15 protein-coding genes are annotated in these 17,616 nt (G+C 32.7%); 10 read left to right on the forward strand and 5 right to left on the reverse strand.

What is annotated here, in order from left to right; all coding sequences use genetic code 11:
• Positions 1-209: 209 nt before the first annotated feature.
• Entirely contained in the window at positions 210-1,169 is a 960-nt protein-coding gene (locus IR010_RS17705) for a GSCFA domain-containing protein (protein ID WP_194605674.1), read from the reverse strand.
• Between the two features lie 193 nt (positions 1,170-1,362).
• On the opposite strand from IR010_RS17705, the gene IR010_RS17710 reads away from it, so the two are divergent.
• Positions 1,363-2,511 (forward strand): matrixin family metalloprotease, encoded by a 1,149-nt coding sequence (locus tag IR010_RS17710; RefSeq protein ID WP_194570695.1) that lies wholly within the window; start codon positions 1,363-1,365, stop codon positions 2,509-2,511.
• Between the two features lie 47 nt (positions 2,512-2,558).
• On the opposite strand, the gene IR010_RS17715 is transcribed toward IR010_RS17710, so the two are convergent.
• Both IR010_RS17715 and IR010_RS17720 read right to left on the reverse strand, forming a co-directional pair.
• The gene (locus tag IR010_RS17715) at positions 2,559-3,317 is read right to left on the reverse strand and encodes a hypothetical protein (RefSeq protein ID WP_194605676.1); all 759 of its coding nucleotides are present in this window, start codon (positions 3,315-3,317) and stop codon (positions 2,559-2,561) included.
• Positions 3,318-3,649: 332 nt separating this feature from the next.
• The gene (locus IR010_RS17720) at positions 3,650-4,435 is read right to left on the reverse strand and encodes a hypothetical protein (RefSeq protein WP_194570697.1); all 786 of its coding nucleotides are present in this window, start codon (positions 4,433-4,435) and stop codon (positions 3,650-3,652) included.
• Positions 4,436-4,622: 187 nt separating this feature from the next.
• Between IR010_RS17720 and IR010_RS17725 the strand changes: the two genes are divergently transcribed.
• Complete coding sequence (locus tag IR010_RS17725; protein WP_029273399.1) at positions 4,623-6,368, forward strand: ABC transporter ATP-binding protein; 1,746 nt, start codon at positions 4,623-4,625, stop codon at positions 6,366-6,368.
• 166 nt (positions 6,369-6,534) lie between these two features.
• Here the strand turns inward: IR010_RS17725 and IR010_RS17730 are convergent, their stop codons facing one another.
• Together IR010_RS17730 and alaS are read right to left on the reverse strand one after the other, a co-directional pair.
• Positions 6,535-6,912, reverse strand: coding sequence for a GxxExxY protein (locus tag IR010_RS17730; RefSeq protein ID WP_194605678.1), 378 nt, complete (start codon positions 6,910-6,912; stop codon positions 6,535-6,537).
• A 112-nt stretch (positions 6,913-7,024) separates the two neighbouring features.
• Positions 7,025-9,661 (reverse strand): alanine--tRNA ligase, encoded by a 2,637-nt coding sequence (gene alaS, locus IR010_RS17735; protein ID WP_194605680.1) that lies wholly within the window; start codon positions 9,659-9,661, stop codon positions 7,025-7,027.
• A 282-nt stretch (positions 9,662-9,943) separates the two neighbouring features.
• Between alaS and IR010_RS17740 the strand changes: the two genes are divergently transcribed.
• From IR010_RS17740 to IR010_RS17775, 8 genes are all read left to right on the forward strand, one after another.
• The gene (locus IR010_RS17740; protein ID WP_029273395.1) at positions 9,944-10,921 is read left to right on the forward strand and encodes a peptidoglycan DD-metalloendopeptidase family protein; all 978 of its coding nucleotides are present in this window, start codon (positions 9,944-9,946) and stop codon (positions 10,919-10,921) included.
• A 47-nt stretch (positions 10,922-10,968) separates the two neighbouring features.
• Positions 10,969-11,301 carry a MerR family transcriptional regulator gene (locus tag IR010_RS17745; RefSeq protein ID WP_026985753.1) on the forward strand — a complete coding sequence of 111 codons (333 nt, stop codon included), beginning with the start codon at positions 10,969-10,971 and terminating at the stop codon, positions 11,299-11,301.
• Between the two features lie 37 nt (positions 11,302-11,338).
• Complete coding sequence (locus tag IR010_RS17750; protein ID WP_194605682.1) at positions 11,339-11,923, forward strand: LemA family protein; 585 nt, start codon at positions 11,339-11,341, stop codon at positions 11,921-11,923.
• A 109-nt stretch (positions 11,924-12,032) separates the two neighbouring features.
• The gene (locus tag IR010_RS17755; RefSeq protein WP_029273393.1) at positions 12,033-12,470 is read left to right on the forward strand and encodes a TPM domain-containing protein; all 438 of its coding nucleotides are present in this window, start codon (positions 12,033-12,035) and stop codon (positions 12,468-12,470) included.
• Between the two features lie 3 nt (positions 12,471-12,473).
• Positions 12,474-13,310 carry a TPM domain-containing protein gene (locus tag IR010_RS17760; protein ID WP_029273392.1) on the forward strand — a complete coding sequence of 279 codons (837 nt, stop codon included), beginning with the start codon at positions 12,474-12,476 and terminating at the stop codon, positions 13,308-13,310.
• 96 nt (positions 13,311-13,406) lie between these two features.
• Positions 13,407-13,820: an RrF2 family transcriptional regulator gene (locus tag IR010_RS17765; protein WP_029273391.1), complete on the forward strand. Its 414-nt coding sequence runs from the start codon at positions 13,407-13,409 to the stop codon at positions 13,818-13,820.
• 246 nt (positions 13,821-14,066) lie between these two features.
• Positions 14,067-16,628 carry a TonB-dependent receptor gene (locus IR010_RS17770; protein ID WP_194605684.1) on the forward strand — a complete coding sequence of 854 codons (2,562 nt, stop codon included), beginning with the start codon at positions 14,067-14,069 and terminating at the stop codon, positions 16,626-16,628.
• 165 nt (positions 16,629-16,793) lie between these two features.
• Positions 16,794-17,537, forward strand: coding sequence for a DUF2490 domain-containing protein (locus IR010_RS17775; protein WP_194570701.1), 744 nt, complete (start codon positions 16,794-16,796; stop codon positions 17,535-17,537).
• The last annotated feature ends 79 nt before the right edge of the window (positions 17,538-17,616 follow it).

Here is a 17,616-nt window from a genome sequence, read left to right on the forward strand (position 1 = left end):
CAGTTTACAAAATTGGAAAATTTAAACTTTAACAATTTACATAATTACAAGCAATTATTCTAAAATTTTACGGCCAATAGTTAAATTGTTGCCATAAAAAGACAAGAAAAGACTTTCGATTTTTGCCATTTTGCGAGTTTTCTACCAAGAAGTTTTCAAGGTATTAAATTTCAATTTAGTCTTGCAAAAGCGCAAAAAAACTTTAAATCTTAAAATTTAATGTGAGGCTGTTTAGCTGATAGAAGATTTATTTTCTGCTGCAGTTTTTCTAAGAATTTTTGATGCTGCTCAGAATCGGGATTGAAACTCCTGTGGCGAAGACTTTTTTGAATCTCATCTACTTCTTGCATAATCGAAATACTGTTCTCTGATATGTAATTTTCACTGAATCGCTTCCAAATATAATCTATCGCAACTTGGTTTGGATGAAGCATATCTTCGGCGTAAAAACGATAATCACGAAGTTCATCCATCATGATTTCGTAAGAAGGAAAATAATTATGAGGGATTAGTTTTGAATTGTGAGTTTTTAAAACTTGATGCAACGCCGAAAATAAATGTGATTTACTCAATTGATTTTCTGCAAAACCATCTTTTAGATGGCGTACTGGCGAAACTGTAAAAATGAAATTTACCTTTGGGTTTATGCTTTGAATCACATCAATTGTATTTTGAATACTTTTTTGGATAACATCAACCGATAATAATTCTTTTGAAAATTGCTTTTGAGGCACTTTATGGCAGTTGGCCACAATTTCATCGCTTTCTATATTTCTATAAATCCAAGATGTTCCGTAGGTAATAATGATATGTGTTGCTTCTTGTAACTGCTTATTGGTTTCTTCAATAGCCTTGTTTAAAGTTTCCAGTAATTCTTCTCGATCTGAATTGCTTAAATCAGAATGCACTTCAAAACTGTGCCAGCGTTCGTTATAAAAGAAAACATCTTTCTCTATAAACAATTCTTTTCGAACCGTTCTCGCAATTATATTTTCGATCGAAACCGGATTAAAGATAATACCAAACGGATTTGTTTGATTTTGAAACTTAAAATAATCGAATTTCTCTGCCATATTTTCTGCAAAACAGGATCCAAAAGACAGTAATTTCGAATTATAATCGATAGTTGCACTGCTTTTTGAAATTGGGATTTGGGTTCTGAATTGCATGGCTTGTCATTTTACACAAATTTCATCCATTTTTTACTAAGAAAAAAGCATTCTTCTTAATAAGTCTATTCTTCGTATTTCATTTACAATTTCATAAGGCATATTTGTATCAATATAAGCCACATTCGAATGCTGTTTAAAAAATGAATTCTTTTTGTATTTAAATTGCAAGCTTACTTTAGCAGCACTAATCATGAAAAAATTAAAACTTGCAATAGTCAGTTTTATCTTCGTTATATCTTCTTGTGACCAAAACAATAAAGATTTTCCTTATTCTGATGAAAATAAGATAACCGTTTGTACTTACGAATTTCACCAGCAAAACAATGCGACAGAAAAGCCAGATGCGGCGATTATAACTTGGCCACGATGGAATCCTGGACAAATTGTTAAAATTAAATTTTTGAATGGAAATGCTGCGCTTGAAGATAAAGTTAAAGAATTTGCTTCAGAATGGACTATCTATGCAAATATCAAATTTGAGTATGTTCCTGTCAATGAATATGCTGACATTCGAATCAGTTTTAGATGGAAAAATGACGGCAGCAGCTGGTCTGTATTAGGAATGAACTCTACTAATGCAACCACTAATTATCAAAACGAGCCATCAATGAATTTTGGATGGACAACTCTCGGAAACGACACAGCAACAAAAAGAGAAGTATTACACGAATTTGGGCATGCATTAGGATTAATTCACGAGCATCAAAGTCCGGCAGCAAACATTCCTTGGAATTTGCCAAAAGTATACAAATATTATAGCGATTTAATGGGCTGGTCGAAAGAAGAAGTCGATGAGAATGTTCTTTACAGCAGTGAACAAACCAATTATACTGAGTATGACAGCTTATCGATTATGAATTATTATATCGATCCGTCACTAAGAACTGACGGGGTAAGAAATCCTATAAATGATGATTTATCTATTACAGATATGACATTTATAAACCACTGGTATCCTTTTCCGATACGATCAAGTATTGAATCAGGAGAACGAATTGATTTTATTCCCTGGACAAATGCTATAAGATCTGCGAATGGAAAATATATGCTAAAATTTGAATCTGGCCTACTCCACATTTTTGATCTTGCAAACAATACAATAATTTGGGAAGCTGGAGATAGAAGATATAATTACAGCACTTCTTGTTATTTAGAACCTAACGGAAATTTGGTAATTAAAGGAACGACTGGAGGTGTTGGAGGCTCGCCAGAACGGATAACTTGGAGCAGTAATACAGCTGAATTCTCTGGAGCAATTTTACAATTGCAAGATGACGGCAATCTTGAATTAATTTATAAGGGGGTTGTTAAATGGTCATCAAAAATGGGAAAAATTTAAAAAGAAAACCCAAACAATAGGAACTGTTAGGGTTTTGCAATTTTATTTTAGTAAAAATACTGAGTTGTTCCTTCTGTTTTTCCATCTTTATCAAAATGTTTTGCTTCCATTGGAAAATCATTTCCATCATAAGTAAAAGCAGAACTATAAATTAGATTAGATCCAGGAGAAGATGTAGTAGTTTCTTTTGTTTTATTATGTTTAGAGTACCCTAATTCTGCATTATCAAGCAAAAATTCTATTCCCAATACATTTTTAAATGGATTATTTTTTGTGTCATACTCATAAACAATTGTTGAAGTTTCTGAAGTATTGGTGGTTTCCTCTTTTACAAGATTCCCGTCCGTATAGCTTAACTTTCCTGTACTTAAAGCGGTTTCAGCTCTTGTTACTTCATCTATGTGTACTTTTCTAAAAGAAATACTGCCATCAAAATTATCTTTATAGTATGTTTTTGTCAAATAATGATTTTTACCATCCGTTTCGTCCACAAGAACGGCGAGTAAATTGGTTGCATTATAAGTCAAAGTAGTTAAAATATCTACATGTCCACCGCTTACCTGAGTTATTGAATTAATTAAATTTCCATCATACGAATACATTATCTTATATGTACTTGCGCCATCTTGCACTGTTTCTTCTGAAATTTTATTTCCTTGATCGTAAGTATAATTTACAGTATAATCATCTCCATCAATATCTTTTTCTATAATTTTTTTAATTAATACTGAAGAAGAAGCATCATCACTTGAACAAGAGCTAAGAGCTAAAGTCAAAGCACAAAACAGGTAAAGGATTTTTTTCATTTTTGAAGGTTAACATAATTAATTAGTAACCTAAATTTAAATGAAAGTCAATTTCAAAACCAAATAAATTCTGACTTATTTTAATACTAAAAAACCTCATTATGTATCAAAATGTTTATTTTTAAAACATAATAAATCTTAACTCTTTACAATTCAACTTGTAAGTAAATTATATCAATAATTTTATCAATATCTTTTATTTAAAAAATAAAGTAATCTTTTTCCTAAAATATTTTTAGCTTACGCAAAAAATGGTATGGAATATTTATATAATTTTAAACAATAAAAGCCAAATACTTTTGCATTTGGCTTATAAAATTTAACTTTTTTACTTAGTAAATATATTCGTATATTTTATTTACTGTTCCATCTGGATTATTTAATGTTTTTTTGATTGGATAGCCTTTAGTATCATAATCATATTTGCTTGTATAAATAGTTAAATCAGAAACTACGGTATCATAAATATTAAATGACGTTTGCTTTATAATATTATTTGCTGAAAGAATATTTAGTTGAGAAGATATATCAACTCTATTTAGCAAATTAAAGCCTTCAATGTTTTTAAAAGGATTGCTTTGAGTATCATAGTCATAAACATTTGTTTCAACAGTATTTCCATAAGTTAAAACTGCTTTATTTAAATTTCCATTTGAGAAAGTAAGTGTTTCTACGTTATTACTTTTTGTTTTCACTCCTGTCTTTTGGTTTATACTGTATGATTCTACTTTAAAAGTTCCATCATTATTATCTGTATAAACAAGCTCATAAGAATAATTATTCGGCACTACTGTTAATGCTTTGGCTAATTTGCCATTTGCATAACTGTATGAAATTTCTTTTTGAATGCCAGTTGCCGTACTGCTATTTACTTCTTTTACTATTAAATTTCCATTATAAGTGTATTCAGTTTTTCCACGTTCATTCGTGATGCTTACAATTTTGTTTCCGTCATACTTAAATGTGTTTGTCAAATTTTCAGAAGAATAATTTGGATCACTTAGTTTAATCGTTTTTGGCAAAATTAAATTTTCCGATTTCGAATTAACACTGTCATCCTTTGAACAAGATGCAAATAGCAAAGCAACAACACTAAAAAGGCTTACAATTTTTTTCATTTTATTTAATATTAATAGTTAATAATAAACCAAAAATATCTCAGACGAAAGAAAATAATTATCTCAAAAAGATACCTTTACAACAGAATAAGGTATTTTCATAAAATTAGGTTTTTAATAACTTAAATCAACTTTACAAAGCCAAACAATTCACTACTTTTGCATCTCTATAAATTTAAGTTCACTTATGAAATTACTATATTCTTATATAATCAAACACAAAATGCTATTGTTTTTTGCTTTGATTATGGCTACAATAAACATCTGTTTCAGCTTATCAGACTCGGTTATTACCGGAAAATTAATGCAGGATTGCGGTGTTGGATTACACAAATATGCAGGAAACGAAATTGGGTTTATTAAATCTTTATCTTTCTGGCTCGGACTTTCACTTGGTGCTGCGATGATTTCGAGAATTACTAAAAACTTTCAGGATTATTTTACCAATGTCGTTATTCAGCGAACTGGAGCTCAAATGTATACTGATGGAATAAAAAAATCACTCGATTTGCCTTATGCTGAGTTTGAAGACCAGCGAAGCGGTGAAACGTTAAGCAAATTGACGAAAGTGCGCTCTGATTCTGAAAAACTGATTACACTTTCAATCTCATTAATCTTTCAAACCATTATCGGATTTATATTCGTAATTGTTTACGTTGCCCGAATTGACTACCGTATTTCGATTATCTTTTTGATTACTGCTCCAATTATTGCTTTGATCAGTTCGTATTTAGGTAAAAAAATAAAAATTGTCTCTAAAAAAATTGTAAACCAAACGAATGCATTAGCAGGTTCTACAACCGAAAGTTTGAGAAACATCGAACTTGTAAAAAGCCTTGGATTAACGTATCAGGAAGAAAAGCGTTTGAACTTAAATACGTTTAAAATTCTCCAGCTTGAGTTAGAGAAAATCCGTTTTATTAGAAGTTTAAGTTTTATTCAGGGAACAACAGTTCACTTTTTAAGAACTTGTGTTGTTTTTACTTTGTATTATTTCTTGTTCGGAAATAAAATTATTGTTGGAGACTTATTGACAATGGTCTTTTTTACTTTTTTCATCTTTGGCCCTTTGCAAGAATTAGGAAATTTCATTATTGCATTGAATGAAACAAAAGTTTCTATGGAAAACTTTAAAACTCTATTAAGCGCTCCAAAAGAATTTCGTCCTAAAAACCCGAAGCATGTTGGTGCGATTCAATCTTTATTATTTTCTAATGTAAGTTTCAAACATAAAACGGCAAAATTCAAAGCGGTAGAAAACATCAATTTTGAAATTAAACAAGGACAGACTGTTGCATTTGTTGGTCCGTCTGGTTCTGGAAAAACGACTTTAGTAAAATTATTGGTGGGGTTATATACGCCTGCGGAAGGTCAAGTGCTTTATAATGATATTGATTCAACTGATATTGATTTACTTGATCTAAGAAAACAATTGGGTTTTGTAACGCAGGATGCACAATTATTCTCTGGAACAATTCGCGAGAATTTGCTGTTTGTAAAACCAAATGCAACTGATGAAGATTTATATGATGCTCTTAAAAAAGCAAGTTGTGATAAATTGCTGAGACGTGCAGAAGATGGCTTAAACACCACAATAGGCGAAGGCGGAATTAAAGTTTCTGGAGGTGAAAAGCAGCGTTTATCTATTGCAAGAGCTATTTTGAGAAACCCAAATTTATTAATTTTTGATGAGGCAACTTCTGCATTAGATTCTATTACCGAAGAAGAAATCAATGCAACAATCAGAAATATATCTGATAAAAACCGAATTACCGTTTTAATTGCACATCGACTTTCTACAGTACTGCATGCTGATAGAATTTTTGTATTAGAACAAGGTAAAATCATCGAACAAGGCAAACACGAAGATTTAATTGTTGAAAAAGGTTTGTATTACGCTATGTGGCGCCAGCAGATTGGGGAAAGAAAATAAGAGTTGTTTTAATCGCGCAAAGACGCAGAGTCGCAAAGTTTCTTAAGCTTTGCGACTTTGCTTTTTTAATAAATATCTTAATTTTTTATAGAAAGAAAAAATCGTGCAAAGGGGCAGAGTCACAAAGTTTTGACTTATTTTCTTTTGATTGAGATTTGAACCTAATCTAAAGATTATTAACAATCCTTGTAATACCAAATTTGATCAAAGGAACATTAAAATTTATCAGTAATCCTAATTTAATTTGGGTGATTTTCAAATAGGTCATAATTTGTTTCGCATGAACTTCTGTTATTTTTTCAATTGATTTAATTTCTAAAATCAATTTATTTTCAACTATTAAATCAGTTCGAAAACCAATATCCAGTTTTAATTCATCCCAAATAACAGGAACGGCCTTTTGTCTTTCTGCCAATAATCCTTTTTTAGTTAATTCGTAGTATAGAATTGCTTCATAAACCGATTCTAACAAACCTGGTCCTAATTTCACATGCATTTTATAACAAGTATCAACTACAATAGCTGAAATTTCATTTTCGGTCATACTTTAAAAAAATATAAGTATAAACTTATAAAAAATAAGCTTTTATAAAATAAAAAAAGTCGCAAAGCTTAAGAAACTTTGCGACTCTGCGTCTTTGCGCGATTAAAAAAACTTATTTCACAAACTCAACCGCCTTAGCCAAAGCCTCCGCAATTCCGTTTGCATTTTTACCTTTTCCAGAAGCGAAGAAAGGCTGTCCTCCTCCGTTTCCTTCAATATATTTTCCTAATTCTTTGATTACTGCGTTTGCATTTAAGCCTTTAGCTGCAACTAATTCTTTAGCGATATAACAATGAATGTTCGGCAAACCGTCTTCAACAGAAGCTAAAAACACAAACGAATCTGGTTTTGAACTTCCTAATGCCGAAGCTAACTCTTTTGTCGACGCCATGCTTAAATCAACTTGTTTAGCTAGGAAATTAACTCCGTTTACTTCTTGGAAATCTTTCTCTAATTCAGTTTTTAATGCTCCTACTTTTTCTTTTAATAACTGCTCAACTTGTTTTTTCAATTTCGTATTATCATCTTGTAAAGAAGCAACTGACTTTAAAATATCCTGTGGATTTTTTAATGTTTCTTTTATTTCAGATAATGTATTTTCTTGATTCTGATAGAAGTCTTTTACTGCATCACCTGTAATTGCTTCAATACGACGAATTCCTGCTGCAACAGCACCTTCAGAAATGATTTTGAAATGCCAGATTTCAGCAGTATTTTTCACGTGAATTCCACCACAAAGTTCTTTACTTTCACCAAACTCAATCATACGAACATTATCGCCGTATTTCTCACCAAATAAAGCCATTGCACCTTTATCCAATGCTTCTTTAATCGGAATATTTCTGTGTTCTACCAATTGCAATTGTGCTTCAATTTGTGCATTTACACTTGCTTCAACCTGACGTAATTCTTCATCAGAAACTTTGCTGAAATGAGAAAAGTCAAAACGCAGATAATTTGGATTTACCAACGATCCTTTTTGCTCTACATGTGTTCCTAAAATATTTCTCAAAGCTAAATGCATTAAATGCGTAGCCGAGTGATTTTTTGAAGTTGATGTTCTTAAATCAGTATTTACTTTTGCCACAAAACCTGCTTCTACATTTTCTGGAAGCTGTTTTGCAAAATGCAAAATCAAATTATTTTCTTTTTTGGTATCAATGATTTCAATTGTTTCGTTTGCAGAAACTAAAGTTCCTTTATCACCAACTTGCCCTCCTCCTTCTGGATAAAATGGCGTATTGTCTAAAACGATTTGGTACAAAATACCATCTTTTTTAGAATCAACTTTACGAATTCTTGTGATCTTTACTTCGTTTTCTGTTTTATCATAACCCACAAATGTTTCTACATTTCCAGGAATTAAAACATTCCAGTCTTCTGTAGAAACTTCAGAAGCCGCACGAGAACGTGTTTTTTGTTTTTGTAATTCAACTTCAAATTCTTCTTCCTTATATGAGAAACCTTTTTCTTTTAGAATAAGAGCTGTCAAATCTTTTGGAAAACCAAACGTATCATACAATTCAAAAACCTTAGCTCCAGAAACTTCTTTTCCTGTAGTTTCTGTTACCACATTTTCTAACAATTGTAATCCTTGATCCAAAGTTCTTAAGAAAGAAGCTTCTTCTTCACGAATTACATTCGTAACCAATTGCTGCTGCGATTTGATTTCTGGGAAAAATTCTCCCATTTGGTTTGCCAGAACTTCTACCAATTTATTGATAAAAGGCTCTTTAGTACCTAAAAATGTAAATCCGTAACGAATAGCACGACGCAAAATTCTACGGATTACATAACCAGCTCCTGTATTAGATGGCAATTGTCCGTCTGCAATTGCAAAAGCAACCGCACGTACGTGATCGACAACTACACGAATCGCAATGTTGGTTTTATTTTGTTCTTCTGAGATATCTTTTACCTCATCAGATGTATATTTCAAACCTGTAATTTGTTCTATTTTTTCGATAAGCGGTGTAAAAACATCCGTATCATAATTTGATGTTTTACCTTGTAATGCCATACACAAACGCTCAAATCCCATTCCGGTATCAACGTGCTGTGCAGGAAGTTTTTCTAAAGATCCGTCAGCTTTACGGTTGAATTCCATGAATACATTATTCCAGATTTCAACTACTTGCGGGTGATCATTATTAACTAAACTTTTTCCTGATACCAAAGCTTTTTCAGATTCTGGACGTAAATCAACGTGAATTTCAGAACAAGGTCCGCATGGTCCTTGATCTCCCATTTCCCAGAAATTATCTTTTTTATTTCCAAGGATAATTCTATCCTCGTCAATTAATGTTTTCCAAATATCCCAAGCTTCTTGATCAAAAGGAACATTATCTTCTTTGCTTCCTTCAAAAACAGAAACATATAAATTTTCTTTTGGAATTTTATACACTTCTGTCAAAAGCTGCCATGCCCAGTTGATTGCTTCTTTTTTGAAATAGTCCCCAAAAGACCAGTTTCCAAGCATCTCAAACATGGTATGGTGATACGTATCAAAACCTACATCTTCAAGATCGTTATGTTTTCCTGAAACACGAAGACATTTTTGCGTATCGGCTATTCTTTTACTTTTTGGAGTTCCGTTTCCTAAAAAATATTCTTTAAACTGGGCCATTCCCGAGTTATTGAACATAAGGGTTGGATCGTCTTTAAGGACGATAGGAGCCGAAGGAACGATTAAGTGTCCGTTGCTCTTAAAAAAGTCTAAAAATTGTTTACGTACGTCTTGTGATTTCATATTTTAATTAAGAAAATGAGTCAATTTGAAAATGTGATAATTTGATAACTAAACAATTAGAAAAAGTGTTAATTTGAAAATGTGATAATTTGACGATTTTAAATTAAAAAACTTTAAGTTAGCAACAATAAATTCTTTAATTCTTACATTATCTAATTATCAAATTGACGCAATTATCTAATTATTTTATTCTTGGAAAAAAAGCTTCGAACAACTGAAACATTTAGTAATTTTGTTCGACTAACTTATTTTACAAGCTGCAAAAATAGCGTATTTTAAAATATGGCGAAAGTAAAATATTATTACGACTCAGAAAATCTGGCTTATACAAAAATAAAAACCAGAAAAAGAATCAAAATTGGTTATGCATTGCTGTTTTTGCTCGCTTCAGCGCTATTTGGTTTTTTAGTTTTTGTGCTTTTAATAAATACGCCTTATTTCGAAACGCCAAAAGATCGTTTACAAGCACGAGAAATTGAAAATTTAAAACTTCAATATGCAATTTTAAACAAAAAAATGGATGAAATTGATGATGTAACTGAAGCCTTGGAAGAAAGAGACAATAACATTTACAGAGTTTATTTTAATAAAGCCGAGATTCCAGATTCTATCAGAAAAGCAGGATTTAGAGACCCTAAAAGATATAAGGATCTTGAAGGTTATAACAATTCGCAACTAGTTTTAAATACCACAAAACGAATTGATAAACTTTCAAAACAACTTGCCATTCAGTCCAGATCATTAGATGAAATTTTGAAGTTGGCGGGTGTAAAAGGGAATTTGTTATTGGCAATTCCGGCGATACAGCCTGTTCAAAATGAAAATTTAAAAAGAGTAGCTTCTGGTTTTGGATACAGGATTGACCCTTTCACGAAAGTGCGAAAAATGCATAACGGAATGGACTTTACTGCCAACACAGGTTCTCCCGTTTATGCCACCGGTGATGGCGTTATTGCAAGAGCTGACAATTCTGCGTCAGGATTTGGAAACCACGTAGTCATCAGGCATGGTTTTGGATATGAGAGTTTGTACGCGCATCTAAGCAGATACAATTGCAGACCAGGACAACATGTCAAACGCGGTGCTGTTATTGGATATGTAGGAAGCACAGGAAGATCAGAAGGCCCGCATTGTCATTATGAAGTGCATAAAGATGGAAAAGTCGTGAATCCGCTGAATTTTTATTACGGAAATATTTCGGCTGCCGAATATGTGGCAATTTCACATATGGCAAACCAAGAAAATCAGTCATTAGATTAATACTTTAAAAAGTGTTATTTTTGGATTAAAATAGAAAATAAAAAAACATGCATATTGAGCTTTCAAAGGATAAAAGATATTACAGCATTGGCGAAGTAGCCAAAGCTTTTAATGTCAATGCGTCATTGATACGGTTTTGGGACAGCGAATTTGACATCCTGAAACCTAAGAAGAATGCCAAGGGCAACAGAATGTTTACGCCAGAAGATATTACCAACCTGCAGCTAATTTATCACTTAGTTAAAGAAAGAGGTTTTACGCTCGAAGGCGCTAAAACACATTTAAAGGAAGGTCAAAAGAAAACATTAGATAAATTCGAAATAATACGTAAATTAGAGACCATAAAAACACAATTAAACGAAATTAAGAACGAATTGTAATATTATAAATTAGAAACAAACTTAAATTAAATCAGATATGAAAAAATGGTTAATCCCCGTAGGAATTATTGTAGTACTAATAGCTATTATCGCTTTTTGGTCAATCGGAATTAAGAATAACGGTTTAAAATACAGCCAAGCCGTTAACAAAGAATGGGGTAATGTACAAACCGCTTACCAAAGACGTAATGATCTTATCGGAAATTTAGTAAATACAGTAAAAGGGGCAGCTGATTTTGAAAAAGGAACTTTAACAGCTGTTATTGAAGCTCGTGCAAAAGCAACTTCTGTAACAATCGATCCTAGCAATGTTACTCCAGAACAATTAAAAGAATTTAACCAAGCTCAAAGCGGTGTTAGTTCATCATTATCTCGTTTATTGGTTTCTGTGGAGCAATATCCAACGTTAAAAGCAAATGAAAATTTCTTGAAATTGCAAGACGAATTAGCAAGCACTGAAAATCAGATTTTAACTGCAAGAACTCGTTTTAATGAGTCTGTTCAAGAATATAATGGTTATGTACTTTCTATTCCAAACAAATGGTTCTTAGGAGAATACAAAGAAAAACCATACTTTGAAGCTTCTACAGGTGCAGATAAACCAGTTGAAGTAAAATTCTAAATTAGTTTTTTAGATGAGTAGACTTCTCAGAATCTAAGTATCGTCTAAAATCTAATATCAATCCCGTCCCGAGGTTTCGGGATAGGGACTAAACTCTAAAATAATTCAAATGTCACAAGTAGAAGATTTTTTAACCAAGGAAGAAGAACTAACAATTGTTGAAGCTATTCGCGTGGCTGAAAAAAATACTTCTGGTGAAATTAGAGTACATATAGAAAAAACAACTTCTAAAGTTCCTTTTGACAGGGCTTTAGAAGTTTTTTATGAATTAAAAATGAATGAAACCCAACAACAAAATGGCGTTTTATTTTACTTTGCTGTCGAAGATAAAACTTTTGCTATCTGCGGTGACAAAGGTATTAATGATGTTGTGGCTTCTGATTTTTGGGATTGTACCAAAGATAAAATGGTGGAACAATTTAAATTAGGAAATTTTAAACAAGGAATTGTTGATGGCATTTTGAATGCCGGTGAACAATTGAAAAAATATTTCCCTTGGTCTGAAGACGATACAAATGAATTATCTAACGAAATCTCAAAAGGATAAATAATGAAAGTTTCCAAAAACAAAACATCAATTCTTAAAGGAATTTTTCAATTATCCTTTCTATTAATAGCCCTTTTTACTACCAATTGTATTTTTGCACAATTTACAATTCCAGAGAAACCAAGTTTCCAGACTTCGGTCTATGACTACGCAAATATTTTAAGTGCGTCTGAAAAAGCCCAATTAGAAGAAAAACTAATTCGTTATTCTGATTCTACTACAACACAAATAGTAGTAATTACTATTGAAAGTTTGAAAGGAGAAGATGTGAGTCAGTTAGCTACAAAATGGGGACAAACCTGGGGAATTGGAGGAACAGCAAAAGATGACAATGGTGTTGTAATATTACTGGCTAAAAATGAGAAAAAAATCGCAATCAACCCAGGTTATGGCGTTGAAGACCGCTTAACTGCAGGGATAGGCGGAACCATTATTAGAAATATTATTATTCCTGAGTTTAAAGCGGGAAGTTTTTATAATGGACTTGACAAAGGAACCGATGCTATAATTGATGTTTTTAAAGGCAAATTTAAGGGCGAAAGAAAACAAGCTAAAGGAAAAAGTTTTCCTATACTGCCGCTTATTGTAATTGTTGTAATTGTATTAATTTTACTGTCTCGAAACAAAAAAGGCGGTGGAGGAAATTCTGGCAATAATGGCGGAGGCCCAAGCCTGATGGATGTAATTCTATTAAGCAGTCTTGGCAGAAGCAGCGGAGGAGGATTTGGCGGTTTCGGAGGAGGATCATCTGGAGGTGGATTTGGTGGCGGAGGCGGTGGCTTCGGTGGCGGATTTGGCGGAGGCGGATTCTCTGGAGGAGGTTCTAGCGGAGGATGGTAGAATTTTGCATTCAGTCTCAGTTTACAGCTTACAGTCTCATTACAGATCAGATTAAAAAATTTATAATTCATAATTACAAATAATAATTCAATATAGATGTTATCACATAAAGCAAAATACGCCCTTAAGGCCTTACTTTATTTAGCAGAACAAGACGAAAATCACATTTCTAGAACTATAGAAATTGCTGATGGAGCCAACATACCAAAAAAGTTTTTAGAGCAAATTTTATTAGATCTAAAACGTGGCCGTTTTGTGAGCAGCAAGCAAGGAAAATTTGGCGGTTATTATCTGATAAAATCAAAAAATGATATTACTTTGGCAGAAATTCACCGTTTATTTGATGGTGCAATTGCACTTTTGCCATGCGCTTCTTTAAACTTTTACGAGCCTTGCTCAGATTGTAAAACTGAATCAGAATGCAGTCTGCGTCACGGTTTAATGCTTATTAGAGATAAAACTTTGAAAGCTATGGAAGGTATTACAATAGCCTCACTGGTGACGAAATAAAAAAATATTTTCTAATTCCTAGTAAATCGATAGAATTAATATTTATATTTGCAAAAAATAATTAACAAACCATTTACAAAATTTTAACTCATGAAAGTACATTTAAGTCAATCAAGTGTAACAAATCTTTTGCAAAACAATCAAATCAAATTCTTAACAACTGTGAGCAATTCTTCTTATATGTGTATGTGCTGATTTAAAAAAATTTCTTTTAAATTCTACTAATTACATATACTTAATATAAAAATGAAAAATTCAATCAAAAACATATTTACCTTATTAGCCGTTTTAACTTTCTCATTATCATTTGCACAAAAAATTGAAGGTGTGGTTAAAACAAATGAAAACATTCCCCTAGAAGCTGTTAATGTAGTTGTTAAAGGAACTACTTCAAACACCACAACAGATGCAAACGGAAAATTTACAATAGATACAAGAGAAAAACTTCCTTTAACACTTTTAGTACAATACGTGGGATATAAAACTGCACAGTTAGAAATTAATGACTTGCCCCCTGCTCCGCTACAAGTAACATTAAGCGAAGAAAATGAACTTGTTGAAGTGGTTGTTTCGTCAAGACGAAGAATTGAAAAAGTTCAGGATGTGCCAATTGCAATTTCTGTTATAACAGGCAAACAGGCTGAGCAAACAGGAGCTTTCAACGTTAACCGTATTAAAGAACTTGTTCCTTCTGTACAGCTTTACTCTTCTAATCCTAGAAATACTGGAATTAACATTCGTAGTCTCGGTTCTCCATTCGGACTTACCAATGACGGTATTGACCCAGGTGTTGGCTTTTATGTTGATGGTGTATATTACGCACGTCCAGCGGCAACAACATTAGACTTTATTGATGTAGAGCAAATTGAAGTTTTACGCGGACCGCAAGGATCACTGTTTGGAAAAAATACTACTTCAGGAGCGTTTAACATTACAACTCGCAAACCAAGTTTTACTTCTCGTGCTGATTTTGAAGTAAGCTATGGAAATTATGCCTTTTTACAAGCTAAAGCTTCGGTTACTGGTGCATTAGGCAAAAAAGTAGCCGGACGCATATCATTCTCAGGCACACAGCGTGATGGTTTAATTGATAATGTTGCTACTGGCAGAGCAACAAATAGTTTAAATAATCAAGGAATTAGAGGTCAACTACTTTGGACTCCAAGCGTAAATACGAATGTTATATTAGCAGCAGATATTACCACACAGCGCCCTGACGGATATGCTCAGGTTGTTGCAGGTGTGGCACCTACAAAAAGAGCCGCTTATCGCCAGTTTGATGCTATTATAAAAGATTTGAATTACCAATTGCCAAGTCTTAATGCTTTTGACCGTAAAATTGATCATGATACACCATGGCGCTCAAATCAAGATATGGGTGGCATCTCTCTTAATATTGATACTAAAATTGGAACAGGAACGCTGACTTCGACAACAGCTTGGCGTTTTTGGAACTGGGATCCATCAAATGATAGAGATTTTACAGGATTACAAGTTTTAGCCAAATCACAAAATCCTACAAGACAAACTCAAATAACGCAAGAAGTTCGTTATGCAGGACAATTAACCTCTAAAATTAGCGGAGTTGTTGGTGTTTTCTTTATCGATCAAACTTCTCAAACTGATGGTACTGAAGAATCTGGAAGTGCACAGTGGAGATTTGCACAAAGCTCAACAAGTGCATTATGGAAAACTCCAGGACTTTTTGAAGGATATGGTATTAAAACTGATGCAAACATTAGAGCATCAAGTGCTGCAACGTTTGGTCAATTAGACTGGGCTATAACAGAACGTTTTCATATTTTACCAGGTTTAAGATATAATTTTGATAAAAAAGATGCTCGTTATTCTCGTACAACATACGGAGGTTTACAAACGACAAATGCTGCATTAATTGCCTTAAAAAAATCGGTGTACTCTGACCAAGCCTTTAATTCAAGTACTGACAATACCGATTTTTCAGGAAACTTAACGGTAACTTATAAAGCATCTGATAAAATTAATGCTTACGGAACTTATGCAAAAAGTTATAAACCAGTTGGTGTAAACGTAGCTGGGCTTCCGACAAATGCGGCGGGTGACCCTTTGACTGATCTTGCAGTAATTAAACCAGAAAAAGTAAATCATTATGAAGTTGGAGTAAAAACATCTCCTTTCAAAAATTCAATATTCAACTTGGCGTTCTTTAATACCGAAATTAAAGATTTCCAAACAAACGTTCAGGCTGCAGAATTGGGTGTAAATCGTGGTTATCTTGCAAACGCAGATAAAGTACGTGTGAGAGGTGCTGAATTAGATGCAAGCTTTGTTGTAAATCCAAACTTGACTATTAATGCCGCTGCAACTTATACCGAAGGTACATATGTCAAATTTACAAATGCACCACTTCCTTTAGAAGAAACCGGAACTACTGTTGATGGAGTTCAGGTAGCCTATAAAGATGTTTCCGGTACCGATTTGCCTGGTGTATCAAGATGGGCAGGATCTTTAGGTGGCGAGCTTTCCGACGAAGCAAAATTCTTTGGAAATAGAGGAAGAATTTTCGTTGCGGTAGATTCTTATGCACGATCTGAATTTTCATCTAGCCCTTCAGCTTCAAAATATTTAGTTGTTCCAGGTTATGCTATTTTTAATGCCCGTTTAGGTTTCCGTGCGGCAGATGGTTTATCTGTACATTTCTGGGGACGCAACCTTTTAAATAAAGATTATTATGAGCAATTATTGCCAGCAGGCGGAAATGCAGGACAATATGCAGGTGTCATTGGTGATCAAAGAACTTACGGAATCACTTTAAAATATTCTTTATAATATTTATTTAATTTTAAATATACTGAACGAGGTAGGTTATTAATTCTGCCTCGTTTTTTTATTGCTGAAATCACAAAATAAAATCTAAAACAAATTTAAAAACGATTGGATATTTTACAAAAACCTTCTGATTTATCTATATTCGCAACTTGATTTATGAATTAGATGAAATTTTTCAAATTATTGTTTTTGATTGCCTTTATTGGTCCATTCTTATCAGCGCAAAATGCGAAGAAAACTGATCAGCAAACCTTAACATGGATTCGGTACTATAACATTTTACCTATAACAGAGAAATTTGCAATACATTCTGAATTTGATAATCGCAGTTTTTTAAATCCAATTCACGAGAATTTATTTGTAATTAGAGTTCAAGGAAGATTTAGAGCAAATAAAAATATAGATTTAGGTGGCGGTTTTGCTTATTTCAATGTTAATACTCAAGACCCGAATATTGATCCAGATTTTTCAATTCCAGAATATCGGGCACAGCAAGATATCACTTTAATAAATGACATTTCTAAAATTACATTTCATAATCGTTTTCAGTTAGAAGAACGACTTTTTCAAAAAGCGAGTAAAACTGAATTACTTGACAATTTTTCTTTTGCTTATAGATTTCGTTACAGACTGCAGTCGACTTTTGATCTTTGGAAAAAAGAAAATCGAAGTTTAAAAGGAACTATTTCTGATGAAGTATTATTCAATTTCGGAAAAGACAACAAAAGAAATACTTTCGATCAAAACCGATTTTATCTTGCATTGCGTTATCATTTTAATTCAAACCTTGGTCTAGAACTGGGTTATCTAAAAAGTTTTCAGAGGCGCACAAGTGGTGTTGATTTTTATGATCGTGATATCTTTCGACTTACACTTTATCATAAAATAAACAGAAAAACAACAAAATAAGCCATTTAAGTTAAGAAAATATTTTAATCTTTATTGCCTTACTTTTTACAATTTAATTCTAATTTCAAAAAAGTTAATA

The sequence above is a fragment of the Flavobacterium sp. MR2016-29 genome (assembly GCF_015350695.1).
Lineage (GTDB): Bacteria > Bacteroidota > Bacteroidia > Flavobacteriales > Flavobacteriaceae > Flavobacterium.

Coding starts and splice junctions, on each gene's coding strand:
- IR010_RS17715 (WP_194605676.1), bottom strand. CDS start 3,317: ATGAAAAAAATCCTTTACCTGTTTTGTGCTTTGACTTTAGCTCTTAGC.
- IR010_RS17740 (WP_029273395.1), top strand. CDS start 9,944: ATGGCGAAAGTAAAATATTATTACGACTCAGAAAATCTGGCTTATACA.
- IR010_RS17705 (WP_194605674.1), bottom strand. CDS start 1,169: ATGCAATTCAGAACCCAAATCCCAATTTCAAAAAGCAGTGCAACTATC.
- IR010_RS17745 (WP_026985753.1), top strand. CDS start 10,969: ATGCATATTGAGCTTTCAAAGGATAAAAGATATTACAGCATTGGCGAA.
- IR010_RS17730 (WP_194605678.1), bottom strand. CDS start 6,912: ATGACCGAAAATGAAATTTCAGCTATTGTAGTTGATACTTGTTATAAA.
- IR010_RS17710 (WP_194570695.1), top strand. CDS start 1,363: ATGAAAAAATTAAAACTTGCAATAGTCAGTTTTATCTTCGTTATATCT.
- IR010_RS17760 (WP_029273392.1), top strand. CDS start 12,474: ATGAAAGTTTCCAAAAACAAAACATCAATTCTTAAAGGAATTTTTCAA.
- IR010_RS17750 (WP_194605682.1), top strand. CDS start 11,339: ATGAAAAAATGGTTAATCCCCGTAGGAATTATTGTAGTACTAATAGCT.
- IR010_RS17725 (WP_029273399.1), top strand. CDS start 4,623: ATGAAATTACTATATTCTTATATAATCAAACACAAAATGCTATTGTTT.
- IR010_RS17775 (WP_194570701.1), top strand. CDS start 16,794: ATGAAATTTTTCAAATTATTGTTTTTGATTGCCTTTATTGGTCCATTC.
- IR010_RS17720 (WP_194570697.1), bottom strand. CDS start 4,435: ATGAAAAAAATTGTAAGCCTTTTTAGTGTTGTTGCTTTGCTATTTGCA.
- IR010_RS17770 (WP_194605684.1), top strand. CDS start 14,067: ATGAAAAATTCAATCAAAAACATATTTACCTTATTAGCCGTTTTAACT.
- IR010_RS17765 (WP_029273391.1), top strand. CDS start 13,407: ATGTTATCACATAAAGCAAAATACGCCCTTAAGGCCTTACTTTATTTA.
- alaS (WP_194605680.1), bottom strand. CDS start 9,661: ATGAAATCACAAGACGTACGTAAACAATTTTTAGACTTTTTTAAGAGC.
- IR010_RS17755 (WP_029273393.1), top strand. CDS start 12,033: ATGTCACAAGTAGAAGATTTTTTAACCAAGGAAGAAGAACTAACAATT.